We start from the raw sequence: 24,097 nt of genomic DNA, 5'->3' as shown, positions 1-24,097 counted from the left end.
TCGACCAGGCCGGCGCCGGCAAGCTGGGCGAACGCATGGCCGCCGACCTCGCCCGCTTCAACGCCGAGGCGGCGGAGCTCGAGCTCGCCCTGGTCGGCGCGCACTACGACCCGGTGGAACTGCTGCGCCGCGGCTGGCCGTTGCACCGCGAGCTCGACCAGCTCGCCGCGCGAGCGCCGGGCGACCGCTCCGCTCCCGGGGGCCGGATCGTCGCCTTCGGCGCCCGCGACGGCCAGCTGCCCGGGATCCTGGCGCCTTCATCCGAATACGCGGGCGGCCTGTTGCGGCTGGTGCCGTTCGTGCTCGGCGGCGATCCCGGCGCGACCGCACGTGTCGGCGACGCGTTCGAAATCGACCTGGTCGAGACCGGCATGGCCGGCGCCGACACCGCGCTGCTGGCGCAGGAGCTGTTCGGCCTGCGGGTCGAGCATGCGCGCTACCTCACCCTGCACGACCTGCTGGCGATGACGGCACTGCAGTACGAACATGCCGGCCTCGCGCCGCTGTGGCCATTGCTGGAAGCCGCCCTGCTCGCGCCCGATGCGGAAGAATGGCTGGACGCGCCGCCGGAACCGCTCGCGCATTTCAGCGATGGCGAAGTGCGCATCGCATTGTTCTCGCCCGCCGCGTGGGCGGCGCGCTACGCGCCGCAACACCAGGCAGGCGTCGATGACGACGCCCGCCTGGAACGCCGCTTCGAACACTTCCAGTTGCGCCAGCGGCAGTTCGCCGCGGTGCTCGGCGCGCACGCCGTGCCGGTCACCTTCGCCCACTGCGGCGCCAGCGACACGCCCGACCTGTAGGAGCACGGCGCCCTGCACGCGAGCGGGCTGTTGCCTGCCGCGGCAACAGCCGCTACAGGACGGTGATGACGCCGCAGGCGATGCGCTTGCCGGCGTTGCCGGAAGGCTGGCTGGTGTAGTCGTCCGGATCGGCGTGGACGATGATGGCGCGGCCCGCGGCGTCGTTCGCGGCGCCGGTGCCCAGCGTCATGCCCGGTACGTGCATGTTGACGTGGGCGACGCCATCGGCATCGGCGACGATGTTGTCGATGTCGCCCGCGTGGTGCGCGCCTTCGTCCATGCGTCCGTGCGGATTGCCGGCCGGATTGAAGTGGCCGCCGGCGCTGCTGGCATCGGCCGCGCTGCAGTCGCCGTGTTCGTGCACGTGGAAGCCGTGCGCGCTGCCCGGTTCCAGGCCCCCGATGTCGCCGGCAATGTGGATCGCGTTGGCGCCCATGGTCATTACCTGCAGGCGTCCGCTGACCAGGCTGCCGGAAGCAGCGGCCAGGTTGGCCACGGCGTCGCGCTGCACCACCGGCGCCTCGGGCTCCGGCGCGGGCTGGTCCGGCGTGGTTCCGCAGGCGGCAACGCCGAGCGTGGCAAAGGCGATCAACGAGAGCGGTGCGATGCGCATGGCGATTCTCCTGAAGAAACAAAAAGGGGACGGAGGTAATTAAGCGCCCCGTATTGTGAAGGTTTCCGTAAACGCACGCGCGCTTAATTACCTCCGTCCCCTTTTTGCTTTCTTCCCAGGCGGCGGGTGAGCGTGTTGCGGCCAAGGCCGAGGCGTGCAGCGGCGTCGCCACGATGGCCGCCGGTGGATTCGAGCGCGGCGTCGAACAGGATCCGTTCCATGCGCTCCCGCGCTTCGCCGTACAGGTCCTGTGCGTCCCCGGCCAGGCGCGCGCGCGCCCATTCGCCCAGCGCGGCTTCCCACGCCACGCCGCCGGCAGCGCTCGTGCTGGCGACGTGGCGCGTGCCCAGCCCGGCCAACGCATCGACTTCCGCGGCGCCAACGCGCTCGTCCGGTGCCAGCGCGGCCAGGCGCCAGCAGGCGTTCTCCAGCTCGCGCACGTTGCCGGGCCAGTGGTGCGCACGCAGGCGTTCGATCGCGCCCGCATCCAGGCGCCTGGCCGGCGTGCCGAGGCGGCGCGCCGCCATCTGCAGGAAGCATTGCGCCAGCAGCGGCACGTCTTGAAGCCGCTCGCGCAACGGCGGCAACTGCAGGCGTACCACGTCGAGGCGGTGCAACAGGTCGGAGCGGAAGCGGCCCTCGTCGACCAGGCGTTCGAGCGGCTGGTGGGTGGCGGCAATCACGCGCACGTCGACCTCGATCAGCTCGCGGCCGCCGACGCGGAAGAACTCGCCCTCGGCCAGCACCCGCAGCAGGCGCACCTGCAGCGGCAGCGGCATGTCGCCGATCTCGTCCAGGAACAGCGTGCCGCCGTCGGCCTGTTCGAAGCGCCCGACATGCCGCTTGCTGGCGCCGGTGAACGCGCCGGCTTCGTGTCCGAACAGTTCCGACTCCAGCAGTTCGGCCGGGATCGCAGCGGTGTTGAGGGCGATGAACGGCTTGCCTGCGCGCGGCGACTCGCGATGCAGCGCGCGTGCCACCAACTCCTTGCCCGTGCCGGTCTCGCCGGTCACCAGCACCGACAGCGGCACCTGCGCCAGCTTGCCGATGCTGCGGAACACCGCGCGCATGGCGGCCGAATCGCCGACAAGTTCTGCTTCCTGCGGTGCGGGCGCGGATGCGGACGCGGCAGCGGGTCGTGCCACTGCAGCCGCGCTGCCGTTGCCGCTCGCCGGCAACACCCGCGCGGCCAACTCGACCGCGCGATCCAGGTCGAAGGGCTTGGACAGGAATTCCCAGGCGCCGCCGCGGAACGCGCCGGCCGTGCTCGCCACGTCGGTATAGGCCGACATCACGATGACCGGCACCGATGGATGCGCGGCCTTGAGCTTGCGCAGCAGTGCGATGCCGTCGTCGCCGGGCATGCGCACGTCGGTGAACACGAGGCCGGGAACGCCGTCGCCGAGGGCGTCCAGCGCATCCTGCGCCGACTCGAATCCGCGCACCGCGTAGCCGGCCTCGCGCAATGCGGTGGCCAGCACGAAGCGCACGCCACGGTCGTCGTCGACCACCCACACCGTTGCCGTGTCACTCATCGCCCGCTCCTTCCGCATCGGCATCGTCGAACGGCAACAGCAGCGTGAACACCGTATGCCCCGGCCGCGACCGGTAGGCGAGCGAGCCGCGATGCTCGCGCGCCACCTGCTGCGCCAGTGCCAGCCCCAGTCCACTGCCCTCGGCGCGACCACTGACCAGCGGCAGGAACACCTGCTCGGCCAGTTCCTCGGGCACGCCGCGGCCGTCGTCGACGATCTCCAGCCGCAGCGCCAGCGCATGCGCGGCGTCGCCGATGCGCACGCCGTGCTCGGCGCGGGTGCGCAGGGTCACGTTGGCCGCGCCGGCCTCGATCGCGTTGCGTACCAGGTTCCAGACGGCCTGCGTCAGGCGATCCTCGTCGCCGGAGACGTCGGGCAGGCTCGGGTCGTAGTCGCGCGCCAGGCGCACCGCCCAGCCCGCGTCGCTTTCGGCCAGGCGCAACACGCGCTCCAGTACCGCATGGATGTTGAGCGGCGCATGCGGCCGCGGCGGTGCCGGCGACAACAACCGGTCGAGCAGCGCGGCCAGGCGATCGACCTCCGAACCGATCAGCCCGATCAGTTCGCGTTCCTCGTCGTTGTCCGGTCGCGCATCCGCGCGGCGCGCCAGCAGTTGCGCCGCACCCTTGAGGCCGGCCAGCGGATTGCGCAGTTCGTGCGCCAGGCCCTTCAGTGCCGCGGCCAGCGCACCGGGCAAGGCGAGGGCCGGATCCTCGCCGGGGAATTCGTCGACCGGGTGCGCCTCCAGCCACCAGCCGCCGTCCTCGCGCGGCGACAGCACCGCGTCGGCGAAGCGCGGCGGATTGCCGGGGAATGCGAAGGCGAGGCGACGCAGCCTGGCTTCCTCGCCGTCGGGCGCGGCGAGCCAGCTCGCCAGCCGTGCGCCATCCGCCTCCAGCGCCGCCAAGGGCAGCCCGTGCAACCGTCGCGCGGCCACCCCCAACCATCGCCCGAACGCCAGGTTGGCGCCGGTGACATGCCCATCCGCCCCGCTCCAGGCGATCGGGGTGGTCAGGGCATCGAAGTCGGCGGGATCGGGCATTGCACCAATATAGTGCAAGCCCCGGGGTCAGTGCGGCTCGTCAAGCGATGCGGGACAAGGATTGCCGGCATCGACGAGCCCGAGCGCATCAACGGCCACCCTGTAGATGTCGCGCAGCCCGTTCCCGGGACTCGAGAGGCGCCGTTCCAGGGTTGCCATGTCGTAGCGCCGTGCCTCCTCGCGGAAGGTGCTGCGATTGCTGGTGAAGTACAGGTACTTTCCATCGGGGCCGATCCGGGGTCCGAAATCCCAGCCTTCCGAATTGACGCCGGCGCCCAGCGCCCGCGGCTGGCTCCAGGTTGCCGCGCAGCGGTAGGTCACGTACAGGTCGTATTCGCCTGCACCTGGCACCCTGCCTTTCGCCGCGAAGATGAGATAGCGCCCATCCGGATCGACAAAAGCTTCGATCTCCTGGTCGGCGGTGTTGATCGCCGGGCCGAGGTTCTCGGCCGGCAGGAACCGTTCGCCGTTCCAGCGCGCGCGCCACAGGTCGCTCTTGCCATGGCCGCCTTCGCGCTCCGAACCGAAGTCCAGCCATCCGTCCCGGGTCATGACGGGAAACCAGTCGGTGCCGGGACTGCCGAGTTCCGCCACGTGGCGGGGCGGGCCCCAGCCGTCGTCCGTGCGTCGCATCTCCCAGATCTCGGTGTCGGGACGCGGCTTGTTGCCCTCGACCGGGCGGTTGGAGATGAAAAGCATCCTGTCGCCGTCGAAGTCGACGAAGACATCGGCGTCGTTGAAGCGACCGCTGAACGGAGCGACCTCCGCAGGCTGCCAGCGGCCGTCGCGGAAGTGGCTGACCAGCGTCGTCCAGTGGGCGAAGTCGGGCGAATCGCGAAGGAAATACGCCGTGCGACCATCCCGGGCGAAGGTGATGTGGGCGTCGTCGTGACCGGTGGAGAACACACCCGTGCCGAACAGTTCGGCATGTTGCGCGGAAGCCAACGCGATCGCCAGTGCCAGGCCGGCAAGCATCATGGAGACGCCTCGTTGTCGGAAAAGCGCAACTTAGCGGGAGGGTGGCCGCGTGGCTTGCAGAAACGTGCGCGTGGCGCTGCGCGACGCCCTCGGCCGGTCGCGCGCCGCCGCAGGCGCAAGGCCCAGTTCACGGCTAAAGGCCGCGTCCATGTGGCTATGGCTGGCGAAACCGGCATCCAGGGCGATCCGGGTCAGGTCGTCGTCGCCTTCGTCCAGTCGATCGAGTACGGCGGCCACGCGCAGGCGCCGGCGATAGCCGCGCATCGTCTGCCCCGTGCATGCCCGGAAGCTGCGCATCAGGTGGAAGGGCGACAACCCCACGCTTCGTGCAACGACACCGATATCGAGGTTGCACTCCAGGGAAGTGCCCAGCAGGAGCCTGGCATCGTCGACCTGCCGCGCGAGACGGCGTCCTGCCGCCGTCCCTCGCAGCGGAACGGGCGGCGAGGTGCGCAGGAGCGCGATCAGTTCGAGGGTCCGTTCCTCCGCGTCGATCCGGTCGCGCGCCGGCTGCGCGAGTTCCCGGCAGAGCCTGAGGTGCGCCCACTGTGCCCTCGGCGCCACCGCGAACTCCACTCGCCGCCCCTCAAGCGCGTGGCGGCCGAAGACCTCTTCCTCGATGCCCGGGGCACAGGCGATGGTGGTGCAGCGATCGCCGCCGTCGGCGGGATGCGATATCCGGTAGCCGTGGCGGGGGCAATGGAACAGGGCAGTGCCGGGATCGGCCTGGTAGCGGCGGCTTCCCGGGTGGTAGGCGAAGACGCCGCGCCTCACGAGCGCGATATGCGCGCCTTCGTCGCCCCGCTCGGCACCACACCCGCCCCGCGGGGCGCAACAGCGGATATCGCGGACGGTGACCGTATCGGTCGCCAGCAACGGTCCGTCATGGGCCATCGCCGGCCGCTTCCGTGGAGGGCATGGGATCCTGGTCGGGAAGCCTGGTCAGCGCGTAAAGGATCCGCGCGTCCTCGGCGTCGAGGACGTCGTTCTCGTCGCCGCGGTAGTGGCGATGGAAGGCGCGCACCGTGTCCTTGTAGCCGGGCGACTTGTCGATGTGCAACGGATAGCCGAGCACGCGCAGGGCCATCCACGGGTCGAAGCCTTCCGGCGGGTCGACCAGTTCTCCTTGCGGCCAGCGGCCAAAGCCCGCGTCGGCGAGCTGCTTCCAGGGGAAGCGGAAGCCGGGATCGCGCTTGCGTGCGGGCGCGAGGTCGGCGTGGGCGATGATCGCGTCGCGCGGGATGTTGAGGCGCGTGCACAGGTCGTCGAGCAGGCGGATCAGCGAGTCGATGAGCGCAGGCTCGAACGGGGTCTCGCCGTCGTTGTCGAGCTCGATGCCGATCGATGCGGAGTTGAGCTCGTTGATCGTGCCCCATGCGCCCGCGCCCGCCTGCCAGGCGCGATGCGCATCGGCGACGAGCTGGTAGATGGTGCCGTCCTTGCCGACCAGGTAGTGCGCACTCACCGGGCCGCCGCTGTTGGCGGTGCGCAGGGTGTCGAGCGCCTGCTCCGCCGAACCTTCCTCGGTGGCGTGGATCACGATCAGGTTCGGCCGCCGCGCGTCGTAGTTCGGCGACGGCACCCATTGCGCGATCGGGCTGCGCGGCGGTGCGTGGGTACAGGCCGCGAGCAGCGCCGCGGCGGCGAGGACGACGAGCAGTCGGGCATTCATGCCCGCATTGCAACCTCCGCGGCCGCCGATTGCAAGCTCCCTCCAGCGGGCAGGCAGCGTTGCCAGTAGGCAACGTCGATCCATTGCCCGAACTTCAGGCCCACCTCGCGGAATCGCGCCACGGGCTCGAAGCCAAGACGCTGGTGCAGGGCCTCTGATGCGGGGTTGGGCAGCGCGATGCCGCCGATCACCGCACGCACGCCGAGCGGAGGCAGCATCGCCAGCAGGTGGTCGTACAGCGCCACGCCCAGGCCACGGCCGGTCGCATCCGGCGCCAGGTAGATCGAGGTTTCCACGCTGTGGCGATAGCCCGCGCGTGTTCGCCAGCGGCCTGCATAGGCGTAGCCGAGGATCCGCGAACCCTCCCCGGCGACGATCCAGGGCAACCCGTGCGATGCGACTTCCGCGATCCGGGCGGCCATTTCCGCTGCCGCTACCTCCGCCAGTTCGAAAGTCGCGACGCTGCCCGCGACGTAGTGGTTGTAGATCGCGGCAATGGCATCCGCATCGCCCGGTCGGGCGATGCGGATCGCGATGCCGGCAAGCTCGCCACGCATCGGCGCGTGGCCTAGATCGCGTAGTACATCTGGTACTCGAGCGGATGGGTCGCGGCGCGGAACGCGGTCACTTCCTTCATCTTCAGGCCGATGTAGGCGTCGATGAAGTCGTCGGTGAACACGCCGCCGGCCTTGAGGAACTCGCGATCCTTGTCCAGCGCTTCCAGCGCCTGGTCGAGCGAGTGGCACACGGTCGGGATGTTCTTTTCTTCCTCGGGCGGCAGGTCGTACAGGTCCTTGTCCGACGGCGCGCCGGGATCGATCTGGTTCCGGATGCCGTCCAGCCCCGCCATCATCAGCGCGGCGAAGGTCAGGTAGCCGGAGTTCATCGGATCGGGAAAGCGGATCTCGATGCGGCGCGCCTTCGGGTTCGCCACGTAGGGGATCCGGCACGACGCGGAGCGGTTGGACGCCGAGTACGCCAGCATCACCGGCGCCTCGAAACCCGGAACCAGGCGCTTGTACGAATTCGTGGTCGAGTTGGCGAACGCGTTGATCGCACGTGCGTGCTTGAAGATGCCGCCGATGTACCAGAGGGCCATCTGCGACAGGCCGCCGTAGCCGTCGCCGGTGAACAGGTTGGCGCCGCCCTTGGCCAGCGACTGGTGCACGTGCATGCCGCTGCCGTTGTCGCCGACGATCGGCTTGGGCATGAAGGTCGCGGTCTTGCCGTTGCGGAAGGCGACGTTCTTGATGATGTACTTCATCGTCAGCAGCTCGTCGGCCTTCTGCACCAGCGTATTGAAGCGGGTGCCGATCTCGCACTGGCCGGCGTTCGCGACCTCGTGGTGGTGGACCTCGACCTCGATGCCGACCTGCTCGAGCGTCTTGCACATCTCCGCGCGCAGGTCGTGCAGCGAATCCAGCGGCGCGACCGGGAAGTATCCGCCCTTGATGCCCGGGCGATAGCCGCTGTTGCCGCCGGCGTACTCCTTGGCGGAGTTCCAGTGCGCCTCTTCCGAATCGATGTGGAAGAAGGTGTGGCCCATGTCGTTGCCGTAGCGCACCGAGTCGAAGATGAAGAACTCCGGCTCCGGGCCGAAGAACGCCTGCTCGGCGATGCCGCTGGACTTGAGGAAGGCCTCGGCGCGCTTGGCGATGCCGCGCGGGTCGCGGGTGTAGGCCTGCATCGTCGTCGGGTCGAGGATGTCGCAGGTCAGCACCAGGGTCGGATCGGCGGTGAACGGATCAAGGAACGCAGTGGCCGGGTCGGGCAGCAGCACCATGTCCGACTGGTGGATGCCGCGCCAGCCGCTGATCGAGGAGCCGTCGAACATCTTGCCGTCCTCGAACAGCGAGGCGTCGACGATCGACTTCGGGAACGTCACGTGGTGCTGCACGCCGCGCATGTCGGCAAAGCGCAGGTCGATGAATTCGACCTTGTGGTCCTTGATGAGTTTTTCGACGGTCTCGTAGGTGGACATGGCGGGCTCCGGAGGCTGGAACGGGGAATGGGGAATGAGGGGAATGGGGAATGGCGGTGTTCTGGCATCCGATACGCAAGGGGCGTGCCACACTTGGCTTGGAGCCAAGTCATTGTCCTGCCTGGAAAATGCGGGACGGCCCGGCCCCTGAATGCACCATAATGGCGCTTTATCCAGCGGGTTGCACCATGAAGGAGCAGCCACTCGATCACGTTAAGCTCTCCACTCCCCTCATTCCCCATTCCCCTCATTCCCCGTCTTCCGCATGGATCCCAACTCCCTCCTCGCTGCCCTGTTGCTCGGCATCATCGAAGGCGTCACCGAGTTCCTGCCGATCTCCAGCACCGGGCACCTGCTGCTGGCGGGACGCTGGCTGGGCGCGCGCAGCGACCTGTTCAACGTCGCCATCCAGGCCGGCGCGATCCTGGCCGTGGTGCTGGTCTACCGGCAGCGGCTGTGGCAGTTGCTGGCGGGCTTTCGCGAGCGCGGCAACCGCGACTACGCCTTCAAGCTCGCCGTGGCCTTCGGCGTCACCGCCGTGCTTGGCCTGGCGGTCAAGGCCGCGGGTTGGCAGCTCGACGATGCGGTGGCGCCGATTGCGTGGGCGCTGGTCCTGGGCGGTGCCTGGATGCTGGCGGCCGAACACTTCGCCGCCAGGCGCGCCTCGATCCTGGGCGAGCGCGCCGACATCACCTGGCTGGTGGCGGTGCTGGTGGGCGTGGCGCAGGTGGTGGCGGGCGTGTTCCCCGGCACCTCGCGTTCGGCGGCGACGATCTTCGTCGCGCTGCTGTTCGGCATCACCAACCGCGCCGCGGCCACCGAGTTCGCGTTCCTGGTCGGTATCCCGACCATGTTCGCGGCCACCGGCTACGAAGTGGTGGAGCTGTATGCCGAAGGCGGCCTGGCCGGCGAGGACTGGAACGCGCTCGCGGTCGCCTTCGTCGCCTCGGCGGTCACCGCCTTCGTTTCGGTGAAATGGCTGCTGCGCTACATCCAGTCGAACCGGTTCACCGCGTTCGCGATCTACCGGTTCGGCCTGGGCGCGGCGCTGCTGGCGTTCGCATAGCCGTCGTCAGTGATCGTCCTGGAAGCTGAACATGATGGCGTTGTCGTCGTCGTACATGCCCCCGCGCACGCCGCGGTAGTCCAGGCGCATCACGAAGCCCCAGCGTGACTTGAAGATGGTGCCGATCTCGATGATGTAGCGGCTGCGATCCAGTTCCTCGCCGGGCAGCACGTATACCGGCCCGGACTGCAGGTCCGAATAGGAGATCGCCGCGCCGCTCTCGTCGTGGAAATCGCGCTGCAGCTCCACCCGGAACCTCGGCTCCAGCGTGCCCCAGGGAATCTTGCGCTTGTACTTGCCGCGCACGCCCACCGTGCTGGTGCGGGTCTCGATCGACTGCTCGCCGAAACTCAGCGCATGCAGCGGATCGCCGTTCTCGCTGTACTCGTCGAGCTTGGCCTGGGCGACATCCATGCGGCCGTAGGTGGAGAACACCCACTTGTCGCCCTTCTTCTCGTAGCCGCTGGACCACGAGCTGAAGGCTTGGGTGCCGTCGCGCGGCGCCTCCAGCATGTCGCCGGTGTCGGTGACGAAGCGGCGCAGCTGGAAGGTGATGCGCTGGTAACCGCTGACCATGTCGATGAACCACGGCAGCGACGGTCGGTAGCTGGCGTAACCCATGCCCGTCTTCGCGGTCGCATCCGAACGGCTGCCCTTGTTGCCGGTCATGGTGCGGTCGCGGCCGTAGCCCAGGCCGCCGCCGAAGGCGAACTTGTCGCTGAAGCGGTAGTCGGCGCCGCCGCTCATGCCCGAGGTTTCGAATTCGCGGCCGGGGGAATCGCCCTTGCGGATGGATCCGCCGATCCAGAAGCTCAGCGGCTTGCCGGGCTCGTGCAGCGATTCCAGGCGGTTGATCACGTTGAGGATCTGCGAGCTGGCGAAGCTGCGCACCACTTGCACCTGGGCGCCGGTGAGGCCGCCGACCTCGGGATCGTCGGCCGGGCTGGCGCGCTCGGTCACGGTGATGGTCACCGTCGCCGGCTCGGACGTGCCGTCCGCATTGTCGAGGGTGAAGCTGACAACGGCGACGCCGATGAAATCCTCGGCCGGTGTGAAGGTGAGGCGGTAGCCGACCGGCGACGAAGCCACCGCAGCCGTTCCCGAACCCAGCGGCGACAGCGAAAGCACGTCTGCAGCGATGAAGGGACCGCCGGTGGCGCCGGTGGTGAGTTCGACGCCGACCGGGACGCCGCGCTCGGTCGTGGCTTCGAGCGCCGTCGCCGTGGGCAGTACCAGCGGTGCGGCCTCGATGGTGATCGTCGAGGTCACCGGAGCGGAGATGCCATACGCGTTGGCCAGCGTATAGGTCACCGGAATGACCGTGCCGGCGGCCGCATCCACGGCAGGCGTGTACTCGATGTGCGTGCCGGCAACCATCGCGCTGCCGCTCGTCGGGGATTCGACGATCGCGACCGCGGTGATCGGCCCGCCACTGGCGCCGGCAGCCGCGTCGAACGAAACCGGCACGCCCGCCTGCGTGGTGAGCGCCTGCGGAACCCCGACCGGCGCCGGCAGTGCGTCGACATGGACCACGACCGTGGCCGGCGACGACGTCCCACCCGGACCGGACAGCGTGTAGGTGAAGCTGTCGTCGCCGACGTAGGTGCCGGCGGGCTGGTACTCGACCTCCAGCCCGTCGAGCGCGACGCTGCCATGCGCCGGCGACGATGCAATGGCGATCGTGTCGAACGCGCCGCTGTCGTTGGCCGTGACCGCGATGGTTACTGCCTGGCCCGCCGGTGTCGTGGCCTCGTCGTCGACCGCCACCGGCGCTGCGGGCGCCAGCACGTGCACGACCACTGTGGCCGGGGAGGACGTTCCGCCCGGACCGGACAGCGTGTAGGTGAAGCTGTCGTCGCCGATGAAGCCTTCCGCCGGCTGGTACCCGACCTCCAGCGCGTCGACGGAAACGCTGCCGTGCGTCGGCGAAGAGGCGATGGCGACCGAGTCGAACTCGCCGCTGTCGTTGGCGGTGACCGCGATGGCCACCGCCTGCCCCGACGGCGTCTCGGCTTCGTCGTCGACGGCGACCGGCAACGTGTCTTCGATGACGATCGTGTAGATGCGGCTGTCCGACGCTTCGCTGCCGTCGTATACATAGACCTCGAACGGATAGGTTCCCGCCGATTCCGGCGTGCCGTGCAATTCGCCGTCCTCTTCCAGCTGGAGTCCGGGCGGCAGCCCGGTTTCCGCGTAGAAGTAGTAGGGCGGCCAACCGCCGGTGGCTTGCAGGTCGTGCGAATAAGGCACGTCCACGGTGCCGTTGGGCGGATTGCCTCCGGCCAGCCTGAGCTCCTCGGGATCGACGGAGATGTTGTAGGCCTGGCCGCCGGTGGCGCCCAGCGAGTCGGTGGCGTGGATGACGAACGGGTAGCTGCCCACGGCGCCTGGAGTCCCGACGAGAGTGCCGTTGGGCAACAGGGTCAGGCCTGGAGGCAGCGAGCCGCTGACGGTGAAGGTATAGGGTGCGGTGCCGCCACTGGCAGTAATGGTCTGGTTGTAGACATTTCCCAGCGTGGCGTCGGGGAGCACGGGCGGCGCGACGATGATCGGCGCAGGCACCACCGACATCGTGTAGCTGCGGGTCAGGGTGACGACGGGCGCGGCGGTGGGCGCGAACAGCTCGTCCACCAGGAAGCCCGGGGTTGCCTGGATCGTGAAGGTGGCGTCGCCGGCGACATCGGGTGTGCCCGTGATCCAGCCATCGCTGGCCAGGGACATGCCCGACGGCAGGGCGCCGGACTGGATGCTGAAGACATAACTGGGCGCACCGCCGTCGACCACGCTCACCTGCTGCTCGTACGGCACGCCGACCTGGGCCGTGCCGAGTTCGTCGGGCTGTATCGTCGCCTCGGGGAAGATCTCGACCGTGTACGACGCGAAGCCGTTGCTGGTCGCATCCGCATCCTCGGCCATGATCATGAAGCTGTAGACGCCGACCGTGGTCGGAATGCCGCCCAGGTCGCCGTTGGCGTCCAGGACCAGCCCGGGCGGCAGCGCGCCGGAGGCGACGCTGAAGGTGTAGGGCGGCACCGCGCCCGAAGCGGTGAACGTGTCGCTGTAGACGAGCCCGACGGCACCGTCTTCCAGCGTCGCCGGGGAGATGGTGACCGAGACCTGCGCCAGCGCAGTACCGCAGAAGGCCAACAGCAGGAAGCAGGACAGCCAGAGCCGCCGGACCCAGGTGGCACGCATTCAGGTATCCCCCGCGGCGTCCATTTGCCGCTGCACATCCATTCAAGGACGCACATCGAGGCCCGATCAGGCCATCGAATCAGGCCAGGCTGTAGGTCCCGTGGATCGCCGTTTCCGCCAGCACGTGGCCCTGCATGGCCCGGAACGCCTGCCCCGCGGTGAAGCCGGCCGGAACCTCAAGCCGGGGCACGTCCAGCGCGAACAGGCGGAAGAAGTAACGGTGCGTGCGCAGGTCGTTCGGCGGCGGGTACGGGCCGTCGTAGCCCAGGTATTCGCCGGCCATCGCCGCGTCGCCGGCGAACCAGCCGGTGTAGTCGTTGCGGCCCTGGCGGCTGCCCGCCGGCCCCTTCGGCTCGCGCTTGCCGCCCTTCTCGAACCCGTCGCTGCAGCTACCCGCGGCGATCCCGCGCACGTCGGCCGGGATGTCGACCATCACCCAGTGCACGAAGTCGGTGCGCGGCATGTCGACCGGGATCTTCACGTCGTCGCGCCCGGCCATCGAGGCATCGGTCGGCGCATCGGTGTCGATGCACATCAGCACCAGCGAGCGCGTGCCTTCGGGCACGTCCTCCCAGGCCAGGTGCGGGTTGCGGTTGCCGCCGAAGCCGCCGGGCGCGCCGAGCGCGAATTCGGCCGGGATCGGGGCGCGATTGTCGAAGCTGTCGCTGTGGAGTTTCATGCCCCTACATTACCAGCGGTGAGGCGATCGGCGATCCAGGCTTCGGCATGGCCGTCCAGGCCGGCCCCATGCAGGAAGCCGCAGTGCCCGCCCTGCGGCGCGATCTCCAGCCGCGTATCCGGCGCCAACGCCAGCGCGCGGAAACCGGCAACCGGAATCACCGGATCGTCCGCGGCCGTGAGGATGTGGGCCGGCACCTCCAGCCGCGAGAGCCGGTCGCCGGCGATCGAGTAGCCGTCGAAGTAGTTTTCCAGGGTACCGAAGTCGGTGTGCCGTTCGACCAGCCAGCGGGTGAGTTCGCGCATGCCCAGGCGCAGGGTGGTGTCGTCGAAGTCGTGCACCTGCGGGAACAGCGCGCGCTTGCGCCGCAGCGAGCCACGCCAGCGACGCTCGAAGTGGCGCTGGTAGAAGCGCCATCCGGATTCCATGGCCGCCATCGTCGCGGCCGGATCCAGCACCGGGCACACCGCCGCCACGGTCGACAGCGGCAATCCGGCGGCAGGCGCGCGCAGGGCCAGGCGCAGCGCGAAATTTCCGCCCAGGGAGTAACCGCCCGCCACCAGCGGCCGATCCGGCCCCGCGTCGGGCCACAGCTTGCGCACGACGTCGAGCGAGGCCTGCACCACCTCGTCGATGCGCGCCGAATGGAAGATCGCCTCGTTGAGGTGGTGGCTGTCGCCGTGGTCGCGGAAGTTGAGCCGGAATGTCGCGTAGCCGCGCTGCAGGAGCCGCGCCGCGGCCAGGCGCATGTAGCCGGATTCGGCGCTGCCTTCCCAGCCATGCATCAGCAGCGCCAGGCCGTGCGGCTGCACCCCGGGCAGGACGCTGTGCAGTCCCTGCAGGCGCACGCCGTCGCCGCCGTCGACCAGGTGCATGCGGGTCACCGCGCCGGTCGCGGCCAGGACGCGTGCGCCGTGGCGCTGCCGCCAGGGACTGGAACCGAGCAAGGTCTGCACGTGGCCGCTGCGCAGCCACCATGGTGCGTGGTACCGGCCCGCGTTCATCCCATCGCGGCGACGATGCGCTCGCGCGCCAGTTCGGCGAGGCGGCGCCGGCCGTCGGTGCTGCCCGGCGCGATCGGCTCGAGGAAGCAGGCTTCCGCCTCGCGCGGGGGTTCGCCGAGCAGGCGCACGAAGTTGCCGAAGAAGTGTTCTCCCGGGCGGAAGGCGACCAGCTGCTGTGCGTCGCCGTTGTTGCCGTAGCGCAACGCGACCGGCTGCACCGGCACGGCGGCTTCAACCGCGGCGGTGAAGATGCGCGCGTGGAACGGCCCGACCTCCGCACCGTTGCGGGTGCGACCTTCCGGGAACACGCCGACCGAGCGCCCTTCGCGCAGCCGCGCCAGCATCTGCTGCATCACGCCGTCCAGCGACTCGGTGTTGCCGCGCTGGTGGAAGATGGTCTCGCCGCGCGACGCCATCCAGCCGATCAGCGGCCAGCCGGCGATTTCGCGCTTGGCGACGAAACCCATCATGCGCTGGCTGTGCAGGGCGATGATGTCGACCCAGCTGACGTGGTTGGCGACGAACATGGTCGCGCCCGGCAGCGGCGTGCCGCGGCGGCGCATGCGGAACCCGAACACGCGCATCAAGCCGCCCTGCCACAGCCGGATCACGCGGTACTCGAGGGTTTCCCCGCCCAGGCGGATGCGGCCCCACGGAGGCAGCATCATCAGCAGGACCAGGGGAAGGTGGACGAGCACGTGCCAGGCCAGCATCGGCACGCGGTACAGGTAACGCAGCCAGCGCACGGGGTCGAATCTCCGATTTTTGTCCGGTACGCAGCCGGCACGCGCCGGCAGAACCCCCGCCTAGCGGAACTTGAACATGCCCGGGCGCCAGGTCCGCGCATAGCTGCGGCCGCCTGCAGACATGCCGTAACCGCTGCTGCGACCGTATCCCATGCCCGGACCACCGGCTTCGCGGCGGCGGCGGGTGTGCATGCGCTCGACCAGTTCCTCGCGGCGCGAGTCCAGCCAGTCCGCGCGGCCGATCTTCTCCGCTTCCAGGCCGCGGCGCTTGGCCTGCGCTTCGCGGTAGTCGCAGAAGTCGTCGTATGCCTCGAGCTCATGCGCCAGCTCACGCACCGACAGCTCGATCATGATCGCGTCGTCGAGGAAGCCCAGCACCTGCACGTGGTCGGGGATCACGTCGTCCGGGTTGCAGAAATAGGCGAGCGCGCCGAGTACGCGGTCGCGGTCCTCGCCGGCCAGTGCCCAGGCCTCGTCGCGCGCCATCGCGATCAGGTCGTCCAGGCGCAGCAGGCGCTGCATGATGAAGTCGGGGATGGTGCCCTTCTGCGCGTCGACCAGCAGCCTGGCCGCGCAGTCGACGATCTCCTCCGGGGATTTGCCGGCCGCCGCCTTCTTCGCTGCTTCCATTTCGGCGTGGAAGTGCTCCAGGTCGCGATCGTTGAGTTCGAAGTTCAGCGAGATCGTCATGGCAGGGCCGGATCCGAGGAAGAGAGAAGGCAAAGCCTAGCAAACCCTGCCCGGCGCGCGGTAGGTGCCGCTACGCGCCGCGCCGGTCGACGACCGCCAGTGTCAGCCGCGAGACGCAGGCGAGGCGGCCTCGTTCGTCCTCGATGCGGATCTCCCACACCTGGGTGCTGCGGCCGACGTGCAGCGGCCGAGCCGTGCCGGTGACCTTGCCCTCGCGCACGCCGGCAAGGTGGTTGGCGTTGATCTCGATGCCGACCACGCCCTGCCCGGCGCCGACGCACAGTCCGCCGGCGGTGCTGCCCAGTGTCTCGGCCAGCAACACCGATGCGCCTCCATGCAGCAGGCCGTATGGCTGGCGGGTGCGCTCGTCGACCGGCAAGGTCGCGCGCACGTAGTCGGGCCCGGTCTCGGTGAACTCGATCCCGAGCGGACGCATGGCGGTGCCCTCGGACAGGGCGTTGAGGTCGGCCACGGTGGCCTGGCGCTGGAACAGGGTCATGGCGCAAGGGTAGGACATCGGTGGGGTGACCTCTGGCACATTCAGGTTTTGGCTTGGTGTTGTAGATTACTACCACACTAATTCATTGGGCCTTCAGGTAACCGCCATGAACACCATCCCCCGCTCCTTCGTCCCCGAATTCCGCCCCGGAATCCGTGCCCGGGCGTCGAACGACAGCCGCCGCGCCGTCTATCGCGAGCGCGAGGCGGGTGTCGGTTACGGCAACAGCAGCGGCTACGCGACCGACCGCCGCTACGCCCGCGGCTGGACCGGCCAGCCCCGCTTCCGCTGCGGTTGAGTCCCTGGCGCCGATCCTGCCCCCTCCCCTACAGGATCGGCGCCAGGCCCGAACCGAACGCGGTGAAGATGCGGGTCAGGATCGACTTGAATCCCACCGCCACCTCCGGGAAGTCCCCCACCGGCCGGTAGCACTCGTTGAACCGCGGATCGAACGGCGACAGCGGGCCCGGGCATCCGGGTCCCTGCTCGAACTCGAAACTGACCGCGTAGCGCACCGGCCACAGGTCGAATATCGGCATCTTCTCGGAGATCTTGGCCAGGCTGTATTCCAGGCCCGTGAACGGCGTCGCCTCGGGGCGCCGGCCGATGGTCCAGGAGTTCTCCGGTGCGATGTCGCGGCGGATGCTGCTGGCCAGTGCGCGCGCGAACGCCGGGTCCTCGATGATCACCGCGCTCTCGGTGTTGTAGTGGTCGCCGCGCGGATCGAAGTTGTGCGTGCCGACGACGGCGACCCGTTCGTCCACCACCAGCGACTTGGCGTGCAGGCCGATGCGCACGCCGGCGCGTTCCAGCGGCACGCGTTCGTTGGCGCTGCGGGTGTAGTAGCGCAACGCCGAGTACTCGCTCGACAGCGGTTCCCGGAAAGCCCCGTCCGCGGCGGGCGGCAACGCCGCGCCGGTGGCCGCCAGGTCGATCGGCGCATTGGCGGGGAACGGCTTGTATTCGTGGATCTCGAAGCCGAAGTCGCGCAGGTAGCGGCGCTTGTACTTGTACGACAGCGCGTAGGTGATGAACGAGTCGGTCGCCGCCAGCGAGTTGGTCGACACGATCACCCGCGGTGGATCCTCGCGCCTGTGCATGATCCGGAACATCCGCTGCGCCGGTTTCGACAGCACCAGGTACGGCGTCTGCAGCAGGACTTCATCGCTGGCCGACTCGATCAGTTCGCGCAGGCCGTGGGTGGTGGCGCCGACCGCGTCGCGCTCGTGCTTGCCCGGCAGGTCGGCGATGTACGCGACCTCGCCCACCGGCATGGCGTCTGCGGCCAGCGCCTCGATGCGGCCCGGTTCCTCGAGCTCGCGCAGCAACGCGGCCACGCGCCCGGGATTGTCGTATCCGGGCGCGGGCGCCGGCGGCACGCCCGACTCGAGCAGCAGTCCGCCCACGTCGCGCAGCAGGTAGGGCGGCACGCTGCGCGGATCCTTCCAGAAAGCGTCGAAGTTGGCGGCCATTTCGCGCGCCACCGGCCCGGCCACCAGTATGTCGCGATCGCGGAAGTTGTACTCCGCGTCCCAGTCGTAATAGTCGTCCTGGTAGTTGCGCCCGCCGGTGATCCCGACCACGCCGTCCACCAGCAGCAGCTTGGAATGCATGCGCTCGTTGAGCCTGCCCCAGCAGCACGCGGCGGCGTACAGGTACTGCACGTAGGACAGGCGCGCGCGGTGGAGCACCGGGTTGTAGATGCGGATGGAAAAGTTGGCGTGCGCGCCGGACAACGCCGCGAGCGTGTCCACGCGCCTCAGCGCGGACAGCTGGTCGACCAGCAGGCGCACGCGCACGCCGCGGCGCGCGGCCGCCAGCAGCTCTTCGATGAACAGCGTGCCGGCATCGTCCTCGTCGAAGATGTAGGTCTGCAGGTCGATGCTGGTCGTGGCGCTGCGCAGCAGGCTGATGCGCGCGAGCATGGCGTCCTGGCCGGCGTCGAGGATCAGCGCGCGATGGCGCGGCGAGCCCGGCGCGCTTTCGACCATGGCCTCGGCGCCGAGCTGGTGCAGGGGCGATGGCGTGGCGCAGGCGTCGACGCGCTCGCACGCGACGTGCTGCGGCCGGGCTTCCTGCACCAGGCGCGCCACCTGCCCGCGCTCCTGCGGCGACAGCGAGGCGCAGGCGCTGGCACCAAGCGCCCACGACAAAACCAGCAACCGCAACCAGCGGTTCACTGGCCCGGCTCCGCCCGCAGGCGCATGCGCAGGGAGAAGCGGACGTCGTCGCCGAGGGCCACGCGCCAGCGGCGCATGCCGTAGTCGCCACGGCGGACGCGGCCGCTGGCGACCACGTCGCAGTCGATGCCCGGCCGCGCGCAGCCGGCCGGCTGCAGCACGAACACTTCGCGCCGCTGCACTCCGCGCATGCGCAGGGTGCCGCCGAGAGCGCCGCCGGTCTGCAGCAGCTCAGGCGGATAGGGATCGGAGATGAATTCGACCAGCGGCCAGCGCTCGGCATCGAAGAAGCCGCTGCCGCGGGCGAAGCGCGTGTAACCGGGGTGGCCGACGATCTCGACGTCGGAGGTGGACAGGATCAGCCTCACCCGCCTGAGGTCACCGCCCATGTCGTCGACCGCGCCACGAATGGTGTTGAAGCGCCCGTCCAGCGACTGGCCCCAGCGGGTCACGAGATGGAAACCGACCTGCGAGGCGGCGGCATCGATGGCCGCTGCGTGGGCGACCGCCGCCAGCAGCGTCGCGGCCAGCGCCAGCAGCGCTACGCGGATCCGGCACGCGGGACGGCGCCCGCGCCGGTTCACGGCCACCAGAAAGCGGAAAGGCTCGCGATACCGGGTTCGATGGCCGCATCCGCGGGCAGGGTGAGCACGGCGATCGCACCCGGCGGCATGCCGCGGTACTCGCCCGACTGGCCGCTGTGCATCAGCGCCACCATCTGCTCCAGGCCGGGGTTGTGGCCGACCACCAGCAGGCGGTCGGCGTCCCGGTGCGCGTCGGCCAGCGCGGCCAGGGTGCCGGAGGTGGCCTCGTAGATCGATTCCTCCAGGCGCTGCTCGACGTAGCCGATCACGCCCAGCACCGCCTCGAGGGTTTCGCGCGTGCGCCGCGCCGGCGAACACAGCACGCAGTCGGGCACCAGCCCCTGCGCGGCCAGCCAGCGCCCGGCGGCCTCGGCCTCGGCCAGTCCCTCCGGCGAGAGGGGGCGGTCGAGGTCGGCCTGCCCCGCATCCGGGGGCTCGGCGTGGGCGTGGCGCAGCAGGATCAGTTCGCGCATGGGTCGCTTCCGGATGTTTTTACTTGCGAACCCAGCGTAGCAGCGGCTGCCAGTCTTCCTGGTGATCGCGGACCTGGGCGGAGTGGTAATCGAACAGGCTCTTGCCCAGCCCGACCAGCATTGAATACGCCTGGCTGTCACGAAGTTGTGCAACCACCGGGTAGGGCCACTGCTTCCACAGCTCCAGCGCCTGCTGCGAGGCGTTGGTCCAGGGCCGCAGCTTGTTGGCCACCAGCCCCACCGGGAGTTCGCCGCGGCGGACCCGGGCCAGCTTGGCGAACGTGTCCAGGAACGGGACGGTGGCTTCGATGTCCAGCGTCGACGGCAGCACCGGGACCACGACCGAGTCGGCCCGTTCGATGAAGGGCATCAGCTCGTGGGCCATCGCGCCGGCGGCCCCGTCCACGATCACCACCTGGGTGTCCTCGGGCAGGTCGCGCTGCCAGCCGCGCTCGGCCTTGCTGCCGTCCATCGGCAGGACTGCGCTGTCGAGGACGGCGCGGCGTTCGGCCCAGCGGGTGGAGGAGCGTTGCGGATCGGAATCGACCAGCACCGTGCGTTTTCCGGACAGGGCGGCTTGCGCCGCCAGGTGGGTGGCGATGGTCGTCTTGCCGACACCGCCCTTGGAACTGGCCACCAGGATCGTTTTCATCCGCGACTCCGCCATGAACACGAAGCCGAAGCCTAGCATCTAGCCGGGGGGCGGGTAGCGCTCGGCGACATGGTGGCGCAAGCGCTCGGCGGCGGTGCCCAGGTCGGCCACGAGGGCGGGCACGCCGAGCCAGTCGGCGGCGCGGGCCGCGGCTTCGAGCTGGTCGGCGCACTGGTCCAGTTCCAGCGCGCCGACCAGGCGCGCGGCACCCTTGAGCCTGTGCGCCTCGCGGGCGATGCCGGGCAGGTCGCCGGCGGCGCGCGCGGTTTCCAGTCGGGACATGTCCTGGCGGGTGCTGTCGAGGAAGTCATCGAGCAGGGCGCGGATCTCGGCGGGATCCCCGCCGGTAAGGCCCTCCAGCACGGCGGGGTCGAGCGGCGGCGGATGCGCCAGTTGCGGGAAGGGGCCGGCGGTCGCGCCCGCCTCCGCGGCCGGCGCCAGGTGCAGCAGCCAGCGGCCCAGGGTCGTGGCCAGGGCCGTGATCGAGACCGGCTTGGCCAGGTAGTCGTCCATGCCGGCCCCGAGGCAACGTTCGGCCTCGCCCTTCAGCGCCGAGGCGGTGAGCGCGACGATGGGCGTGCGCGGCAGGCCGCGCGCGGCTTCCTCCTCGCGGATGCGGCGAGCCAGCGCATAGCCGTCCATGCGCGGCATGTGCACGTCCGACAGCAGCAATGCGTAGCGGCCACTGCGCCAGGCCTCCAGCGCCGCCTCGCCGTCCTCCGCCGGTTCGCTGGCGAAACCCGCCAGCGCCAGTTGCCGCGCGATCACGGTGCGGTTGGTAGGGTGGTCGTCGACCAGCAGCACCAGGCTGCGCTCGCGCTCGGCCTCCTCGACGCTGGGCAGGCTGCGCAGGGCGACATCGGTCGCCAGCCCGTGCGTCGCCGGTTCCGGCGCCACTTCCGACAGCGGCGCGCGCGGCAGCTCGAGCACCAGGCGCAAGGTGGTGCCCACGCCGGGCACGCTCTCCATCGTCACTTCGCCGCCCATCAGCGCGGCCAGTTCGCGCGAGATCGCCAGGCCCAGGCCGGTGCCGCCGAAGCGGCGCGTGGTCTGCGCGTCGGCCTGCGCGAACGGCTGGAACAGGCGCGCCTGGGTCTCGCGGTCGACCCCGATGCCCGAGTCGGCAATGCTGAAGCACAGGCGGTCCAGGGTTTCGCCGTCCTGCTCGCGGCTTCCGCGCCACGCCAGCGCCGCGTGCACGTTGCCGCGCTCGGTGAACTTGATCGCGTTGGACAGGAAGTTCGACAGCACCTGGCGCAGCCGCAGCGGATCCACGCGGTGCGCATCGGTGATGCGTTCGTCGATCTCGCACGACAGGCCCAGGCCCTTGCTCGAAGCCGAACCGCTGAAGTTGGCGACTGCGGCCTGCAGCACGCGCGGCAAGTGCGTGGGCACCGGATGCAACTCCATGCGCTCGGCTTCGATCTTGGAGAAGTCGAGGATGTCGCCGATGATCTGCAGCAGCGAATTCGAGGACGACTGGATGATGTTCAGCGCGCGCCGCTGTTCGGTGTCCAGGCGAGTGTGCGCCAACACCTCGACCATGCCGGTGACGCCGATCATCGGGGTGCGGATCTCGTGGCTCATCGCGGCCAGGAACGCGCTCTTGGCCAGGGTCGCCCGCTCCAGCTCCTCGCGCACCTTCTCGTTGCGCACCAACTGCTCGGTGAGCTCGGTCTCGAAACGCAGCACGTCGCCGCGCATGTCGAGGAAGGCGTCCATGACCTCGCCCAGCTCGCCGCGCGGGCGCGGGCCGGGCGGCGCCACGTAGTCGTGTTCGCGCATGCGCTGGGCCAGCCGGGTCAGCGCTTCGATCCCGCGGTAGGCGTTGCTGAGGATGCGGCGCCCGGCGATCGCGGCGACCAGGAACGCGAGCAGCGACAGGCCGATGCGCAACGCACTGGTGTACCAGGCGCGGCGCACGTCGGCGCGCACGGTGGCCTCGGCGTCGACCATGGCCAGGTCGCTGAGCGCCTGCAGCCGTTCGCTGACCGGATCGACCGCCGGATACAGCTCGGTATCGGCGAAGCGCCCGAGCTCGCCGATGTCCTGTTTCAGCAGGATCGCGCGCAGCGTGTCGGCGGCGTGGTCGGCGCGCTCGCGGGCCTGCGCGGCCTCCAGCACCAGCGCTTCCTGCCGCGGCAGGTGCGGCATATCGCGCAGCTTGCGCCAGTTGGCGTCGATCGATTCTCGCGCGCGGTCCAGCGCGGCGACGCCGTCGTCCCAGTCGAGCAGGTAGTTGCGCACCTTGAAGGTGACGTCGACCACGCCGAGCTTGTAGCCGTCGTCGACCGCCTTGAGCGCGCGCAGGCGGCCGAGGGATTCGGCCTGCAGCGATTCCAGCGACTGGCGCGCGCGATACTGGGCGACCTCGTCCAGCACCAGCACCGCGGCACCGGCCAGCAGCAGCACGGCGAACAACGCCAGCAGCTGGCCACGGATGCTGCGCATGCGCAGGCGCCAGCGCATCGCGGGGATCAGTGCTCGGGGCGCCGCCAGCGCGCCACCGCTTCGGCGAGTTCGTCGCCGGGCACCGGACCGGCGATCAAGTAACCCTGGGCCATGCCGCAACCCATCTCGGCCAGCATCTGCCAATCCTCGACCGTTTCCACGCCTTCGGCCACCACTTCCAGGCGCAGCTTGCGCGCCAGGTCCAGGCTGGCCTCGACCACCGCGCGCTTGCGCGGCTCCGCGCTGGCGCCCGATACGAAGTCCTGGTCGATCTTGAGTTCGGTGAACGGGATCTGCGACAGCTGCGCCAGCGACGAGTAGCCGGTGCCGAAATCGTCGATCGCCAGGCCGAAGCCCTTCAGCCGCAGCCGCGCCAGCACGCCGAGCCCGCGCGCCGCGTCGGTGACCAGCGAACCCTCGGTGATCTCCAGCATCACGTCGGCCGGATCCACGCCGTGGTCCTGCACGATCTGTTGGTAGTGGTCGGCCGCGGCAGGATCGTCCAGCGTCGAGGCGCTCACGTTGACGGAGACGTTCAGGCGCAGTCCGTCGCCATCCCAGCGGCGTTTCCAGCGGCAGGCCTGCTCGAGCATGCTGTCGGTGAGGTGCTGGGCATAGCCCTCGCGCTCGAGCAGCGGCACGAAATGGCTGGCCCTTACCACCTGGCCGTCGCTGCGGCGCAGGCGCGCCAGCGCCTCGACCGCCACCACCCGGCCGTTGCCGAACTCGACCTGGGGCTGGAACCAGGAGATGAGCTCGCCGCGCAGCATCGCCGCGCGCACCTCGTCCAGGGTGATGTCGACCGGTTCGTCGTCGTCATGGAACTGCAGGCTGGCGTCGTAGGATTCGAGCAGCGACTGCAGCTTCTCGGCGGTGAGCGGCTTCTCGATGCCGCCGAGCACGCGCATGCCGTAGGCGCGGGCCATGGTCTGCACGGTCTTGAGCACCGCAGGATCGAGCGCGCTGACCAGAGCGATGGCACGCGCCAGCCGGCGCTGCGCCACGTGGCCGATGAACTCGACCCCGTCCATGCCCGGCATGTCCAGGTCCACCAGGAGGACATCGGGCGGCTGCGGCAACTGCCGCACTACCACCCCCCCCGCAGCCCCCGCGGCGGCCGCGCAGCTGGCCCCGCCCCCCGCGTCCGCCAACAGGCGCAGCGCCATCCTGCGCTGGAACCCGTGGTCCTCCACGACCATCACCCGCAAGTCCGACAGGCTCATCCAGCCTCCCCAGCCGTTCCCTTGACCCATG

The 24,097-nt window shown here is 69.8% G+C and carries 23 protein-coding genes; 3 read left to right on the top strand and 20 right to left on the bottom strand.

What is annotated here, in order from left to right; genetic code table 11:
• A partial coding sequence (locus QAA18_RS01225; RefSeq protein WP_279410396.1) for a hypothetical protein occupies positions 1-803 on the top strand: 803 nt, incomplete at its 5' end.
• 52 nt (positions 804-855) lie between these two features.
• Here the strand turns inward: QAA18_RS01225 and QAA18_RS01220 are convergent.
• From QAA18_RS01220 to glnA, 8 genes are all read right to left on the bottom strand, one after another.
• On the bottom strand, positions 856-1,416 hold the full coding sequence (locus QAA18_RS01220; protein WP_279410395.1) for a superoxide dismutase family protein: 561 nt from the start codon (positions 1,414-1,416) through the stop codon (positions 856-858).
• An 83-nt stretch (positions 1,417-1,499) separates the two neighbouring features.
• The gene (gene ntrC / locus QAA18_RS01215) at positions 1,500-2,951 is read right to left on the bottom strand and encodes a nitrogen regulation protein NR(I) (RefSeq protein ID WP_279410393.1); all 1,452 of its coding nucleotides are present in this window, start codon (positions 2,949-2,951) and stop codon (positions 1,500-1,502) included.
• Positions 2,944-3,993 (bottom strand): ATP-binding protein, encoded by a 1,050-nt coding sequence (locus tag QAA18_RS01210; protein WP_279410392.1) that lies wholly within the window; start codon positions 3,991-3,993, stop codon positions 2,944-2,946. Before QAA18_RS01210 ends, ntrC begins: the two co-directional genes overlap by 8 nt.
• A gap of 27 nt (positions 3,994-4,020) precedes the next feature.
• Complete coding sequence (locus QAA18_RS01205) at positions 4,021-4,971, bottom strand: hypothetical protein (RefSeq protein WP_279410390.1); 951 nt, start codon at positions 4,969-4,971, stop codon at positions 4,021-4,023.
• A gap of 30 nt (positions 4,972-5,001) precedes the next feature.
• Positions 5,002-5,865, bottom strand: coding sequence for an AraC family transcriptional regulator (locus QAA18_RS01200; protein ID WP_279410388.1), 864 nt, complete (start codon positions 5,863-5,865; stop codon positions 5,002-5,004).
• On the bottom strand, positions 5,855-6,643 hold the full coding sequence (locus QAA18_RS01195) for an N-acetylmuramoyl-L-alanine amidase (protein ID WP_279410386.1): 789 nt from the start codon (positions 6,641-6,643) through the stop codon (positions 5,855-5,857). The genes QAA18_RS01200 and QAA18_RS01195 overlap by 11 nt, the downstream gene beginning before the upstream one ends.
• A complete protein-coding gene (locus tag QAA18_RS01190) occupies positions 6,640-7,200 on the bottom strand; it encodes a GNAT family N-acetyltransferase (RefSeq protein WP_279410385.1) in 561 nt (186 codons plus the stop codon). Before QAA18_RS01190 ends, QAA18_RS01195 begins: the two co-directional genes overlap by 4 nt.
• A gap of 11 nt (positions 7,201-7,211) precedes the next feature.
• Positions 7,212-8,624 (bottom strand): type I glutamate--ammonia ligase, encoded by a 1,413-nt coding sequence (gene glnA, locus QAA18_RS01185; RefSeq protein ID WP_279410383.1) that lies wholly within the window; start codon positions 8,622-8,624, stop codon positions 7,212-7,214.
• Positions 8,625-8,889: 265 nt separating this feature from the next.
• Here glnA and QAA18_RS01180 point away from each other — a divergent pair, with 265 nt between their 5' ends.
• On the top strand, positions 8,890-9,690 hold the full coding sequence (locus QAA18_RS01180; RefSeq protein WP_279410380.1) for an undecaprenyl-diphosphate phosphatase: 801 nt from the start codon (positions 8,890-8,892) through the stop codon (positions 9,688-9,690).
• A gap of 6 nt (positions 9,691-9,696) precedes the next feature.
• Here the strand turns inward: QAA18_RS01180 and QAA18_RS01175 are convergent, their stop codons facing one another.
• From QAA18_RS01175 to QAA18_RS01150, 6 genes are all read right to left on the bottom strand, one after another.
• Positions 9,697-12,885 (bottom strand): autotransporter domain-containing protein, encoded by a 3,189-nt coding sequence (locus QAA18_RS01175; protein WP_279410379.1) that lies wholly within the window; start codon positions 12,883-12,885, stop codon positions 9,697-9,699.
• A 79-nt stretch (positions 12,886-12,964) separates the two neighbouring features.
• Positions 12,965-13,564, bottom strand: coding sequence for a YbhB/YbcL family Raf kinase inhibitor-like protein (locus tag QAA18_RS01170; protein ID WP_279410377.1), 600 nt, complete (start codon positions 13,562-13,564; stop codon positions 12,965-12,967).
• Positions 13,561-14,568, bottom strand: coding sequence for an alpha/beta fold hydrolase (locus QAA18_RS01165; RefSeq protein WP_279410375.1), 1,008 nt, complete (start codon positions 14,566-14,568; stop codon positions 13,561-13,563). The genes QAA18_RS01170 and QAA18_RS01165 overlap by 4 nt, the downstream gene beginning before the upstream one ends.
• On the bottom strand, positions 14,565-15,281 hold the full coding sequence (locus QAA18_RS01160) for a lysophospholipid acyltransferase family protein (protein WP_279410399.1): 717 nt from the start codon (positions 15,279-15,281) through the stop codon (positions 14,565-14,567). Before QAA18_RS01160 ends, QAA18_RS01165 begins: the two co-directional genes overlap by 4 nt.
• Positions 15,282-15,374: 93 nt before the next feature.
• A complete protein-coding gene (locus QAA18_RS01155; RefSeq protein ID WP_279410374.1) occupies positions 15,375-16,004 on the bottom strand; it encodes a YkvA family protein in 630 nt (209 codons plus the stop codon).
• 70 nt (positions 16,005-16,074) lie between these two features.
• On the bottom strand, positions 16,075-16,503 hold the full coding sequence (locus QAA18_RS01150) for a hotdog fold thioesterase (protein WP_279410373.1): 429 nt from the start codon (positions 16,501-16,503) through the stop codon (positions 16,075-16,077).
• A gap of 106 nt (positions 16,504-16,609) precedes the next feature.
• Here QAA18_RS01150 and QAA18_RS01145 point away from each other — a divergent pair, with 106 nt between their 5' ends.
• Complete coding sequence (locus tag QAA18_RS01145; RefSeq protein WP_279410371.1) at positions 16,610-16,801, top strand: hypothetical protein; 192 nt, start codon at positions 16,610-16,612, stop codon at positions 16,799-16,801.
• Positions 16,802-16,829: 28 nt separating this feature from the next.
• Here QAA18_RS01145 and QAA18_RS01140 read toward each other — a convergent pair whose 3' ends face one another.
• From QAA18_RS01140 to QAA18_RS01115, 6 genes are read right to left on the bottom strand one after another with little or no spacing between them, the layout of a single operon-like run.
• On the bottom strand, positions 16,830-18,683 hold the full coding sequence (locus QAA18_RS01140) for a phospholipase D family protein (protein ID WP_279410370.1): 1,854 nt from the start codon (positions 18,681-18,683) through the stop codon (positions 16,830-16,832).
• The gene (locus QAA18_RS01135) at positions 18,680-19,273 is read right to left on the bottom strand and encodes a YceI family protein (RefSeq protein ID WP_279410368.1); all 594 of its coding nucleotides are present in this window, start codon (positions 19,271-19,273) and stop codon (positions 18,680-18,682) included. Before QAA18_RS01135 ends, QAA18_RS01140 begins: the two co-directional genes overlap by 4 nt.
• A complete protein-coding gene (locus QAA18_RS01130; protein WP_279410367.1) occupies positions 19,264-19,740 on the bottom strand; it encodes a histidine phosphatase family protein in 477 nt (158 codons plus the stop codon). The genes QAA18_RS01135 and QAA18_RS01130 overlap by 10 nt, the downstream gene beginning before the upstream one ends.
• 19 nt (positions 19,741-19,759) lie before the next feature.
• Positions 19,760-20,392 (bottom strand): ParA family protein, encoded by a 633-nt coding sequence (locus QAA18_RS01125; protein WP_279410366.1) that lies wholly within the window; start codon positions 20,390-20,392, stop codon positions 19,760-19,762.
• 39 nt (positions 20,393-20,431) lie between these two features.
• Positions 20,432-22,861, bottom strand: coding sequence for an ATP-binding protein (locus QAA18_RS01120; protein ID WP_279410364.1), 2,430 nt, complete (start codon positions 22,859-22,861; stop codon positions 20,432-20,434).
• A gap of 8 nt (positions 22,862-22,869) precedes the next feature.
• On the bottom strand, positions 22,870-24,066 hold the full coding sequence (locus QAA18_RS01115) for an EAL domain-containing response regulator (RefSeq protein WP_279410362.1): 1,197 nt from the start codon (positions 24,064-24,066) through the stop codon (positions 22,870-22,872).
• Positions 24,067-24,097: the final 31 nt, after the last annotated feature.

It is taken from the genome of Luteimonas sp. 8-5 (genome assembly GCF_029763755.1).
Classification (GTDB): Bacteria; Pseudomonadota; Gammaproteobacteria; order Xanthomonadales; family Xanthomonadaceae; genus Cognatiluteimonas.
The sequence above is the reverse complement of the archived record's forward strand: the minus strand, read 5'-3'. Positions and strand labels throughout refer to the sequence as shown.

Bases quoted from the DNA above. Each gene is read 5' to 3' on its own strand.
- QAA18_RS01145 (WP_279410371.1), top strand. From the start codon at position 16,610: ATGAACACCATCCCCCGCTCCTTCGTCCCCGAATTCCGCCCCGGAATC.
- glnA (WP_279410383.1), bottom strand. From the start codon at position 8,624: ATGTCCACCTACGAGACCGTCGAAAAACTCATCAAGGACCACAAGGTC.
- QAA18_RS01195 (WP_279410386.1), bottom strand. From the start codon at position 6,643: ATGAATGCCCGACTGCTCGTCGTCCTCGCCGCCGCGGCGCTGCTCGCG.
- QAA18_RS01130 (WP_279410367.1), bottom strand. From the start codon at position 19,740: ATGCGCGAACTGATCCTGCTGCGCCACGCCCACGCCGAGCCCCCGGAT.
- QAA18_RS01125 (WP_279410366.1), bottom strand. From the start codon at position 20,392: ATGAAAACGATCCTGGTGGCCAGTTCCAAGGGCGGTGTCGGCAAGACG.
- QAA18_RS01210 (WP_279410392.1), bottom strand. From the start codon at position 3,993: ATGCCCGATCCCGCCGACTTCGATGCCCTGACCACCCCGATCGCCTGG.
- QAA18_RS01160 (WP_279410399.1), bottom strand. From the start codon at position 15,281: ATGCTGGCCTGGCACGTGCTCGTCCACCTTCCCCTGGTCCTGCTGATG.
- QAA18_RS01115 (WP_279410362.1), bottom strand. From the start codon at position 24,066: ATGAGCCTGTCGGACTTGCGGGTGATGGTCGTGGAGGACCACGGGTTC.
- QAA18_RS01120 (WP_279410364.1), bottom strand. From the start codon at position 22,861: ATGCGCTGGCGCCTGCGCATGCGCAGCATCCGTGGCCAGCTGCTGGCG.
- ntrC (WP_279410393.1), bottom strand. From the start codon at position 2,951: ATGAGTGACACGGCAACGGTGTGGGTGGTCGACGACGACCGTGGCGTG.
- QAA18_RS01150 (WP_279410373.1), bottom strand. From the start codon at position 16,503: ATGACCCTGTTCCAGCGCCAGGCCACCGTGGCCGACCTCAACGCCCTG.
- QAA18_RS01175 (WP_279410379.1), bottom strand. From the start codon at position 12,885: ATGCGTGCCACCTGGGTCCGGCGGCTCTGGCTGTCCTGCTTCCTGCTG.
- QAA18_RS01170 (WP_279410377.1), bottom strand. From the start codon at position 13,564: ATGAAACTCCACAGCGACAGCTTCGACAATCGCGCCCCGATCCCGGCC.
- QAA18_RS01180 (WP_279410380.1), top strand. From the start codon at position 8,890: ATGGATCCCAACTCCCTCCTCGCTGCCCTGTTGCTCGGCATCATCGAA.
- QAA18_RS01220 (WP_279410395.1), bottom strand. From the start codon at position 1,416: ATGCGCATCGCACCGCTCTCGTTGATCGCCTTTGCCACGCTCGGCGTT.
- QAA18_RS01200 (WP_279410388.1), bottom strand. From the start codon at position 5,865: ATGGCCCATGACGGACCGTTGCTGGCGACCGATACGGTCACCGTCCGC.
- QAA18_RS01205 (WP_279410390.1), bottom strand. From the start codon at position 4,971: ATGATGCTTGCCGGCCTGGCACTGGCGATCGCGTTGGCTTCCGCGCAA.
- QAA18_RS01155 (WP_279410374.1), bottom strand. From the start codon at position 16,004: ATGACGATCTCGCTGAACTTCGAACTCAACGATCGCGACCTGGAGCAC.
- QAA18_RS01190 (WP_279410385.1), bottom strand. From the start codon at position 7,200: ATGCGTGGCGAGCTTGCCGGCATCGCGATCCGCATCGCCCGACCGGGC.
- QAA18_RS01165 (WP_279410375.1), bottom strand. From the start codon at position 14,568: ATGAACGCGGGCCGGTACCACGCACCATGGTGGCTGCGCAGCGGCCAC.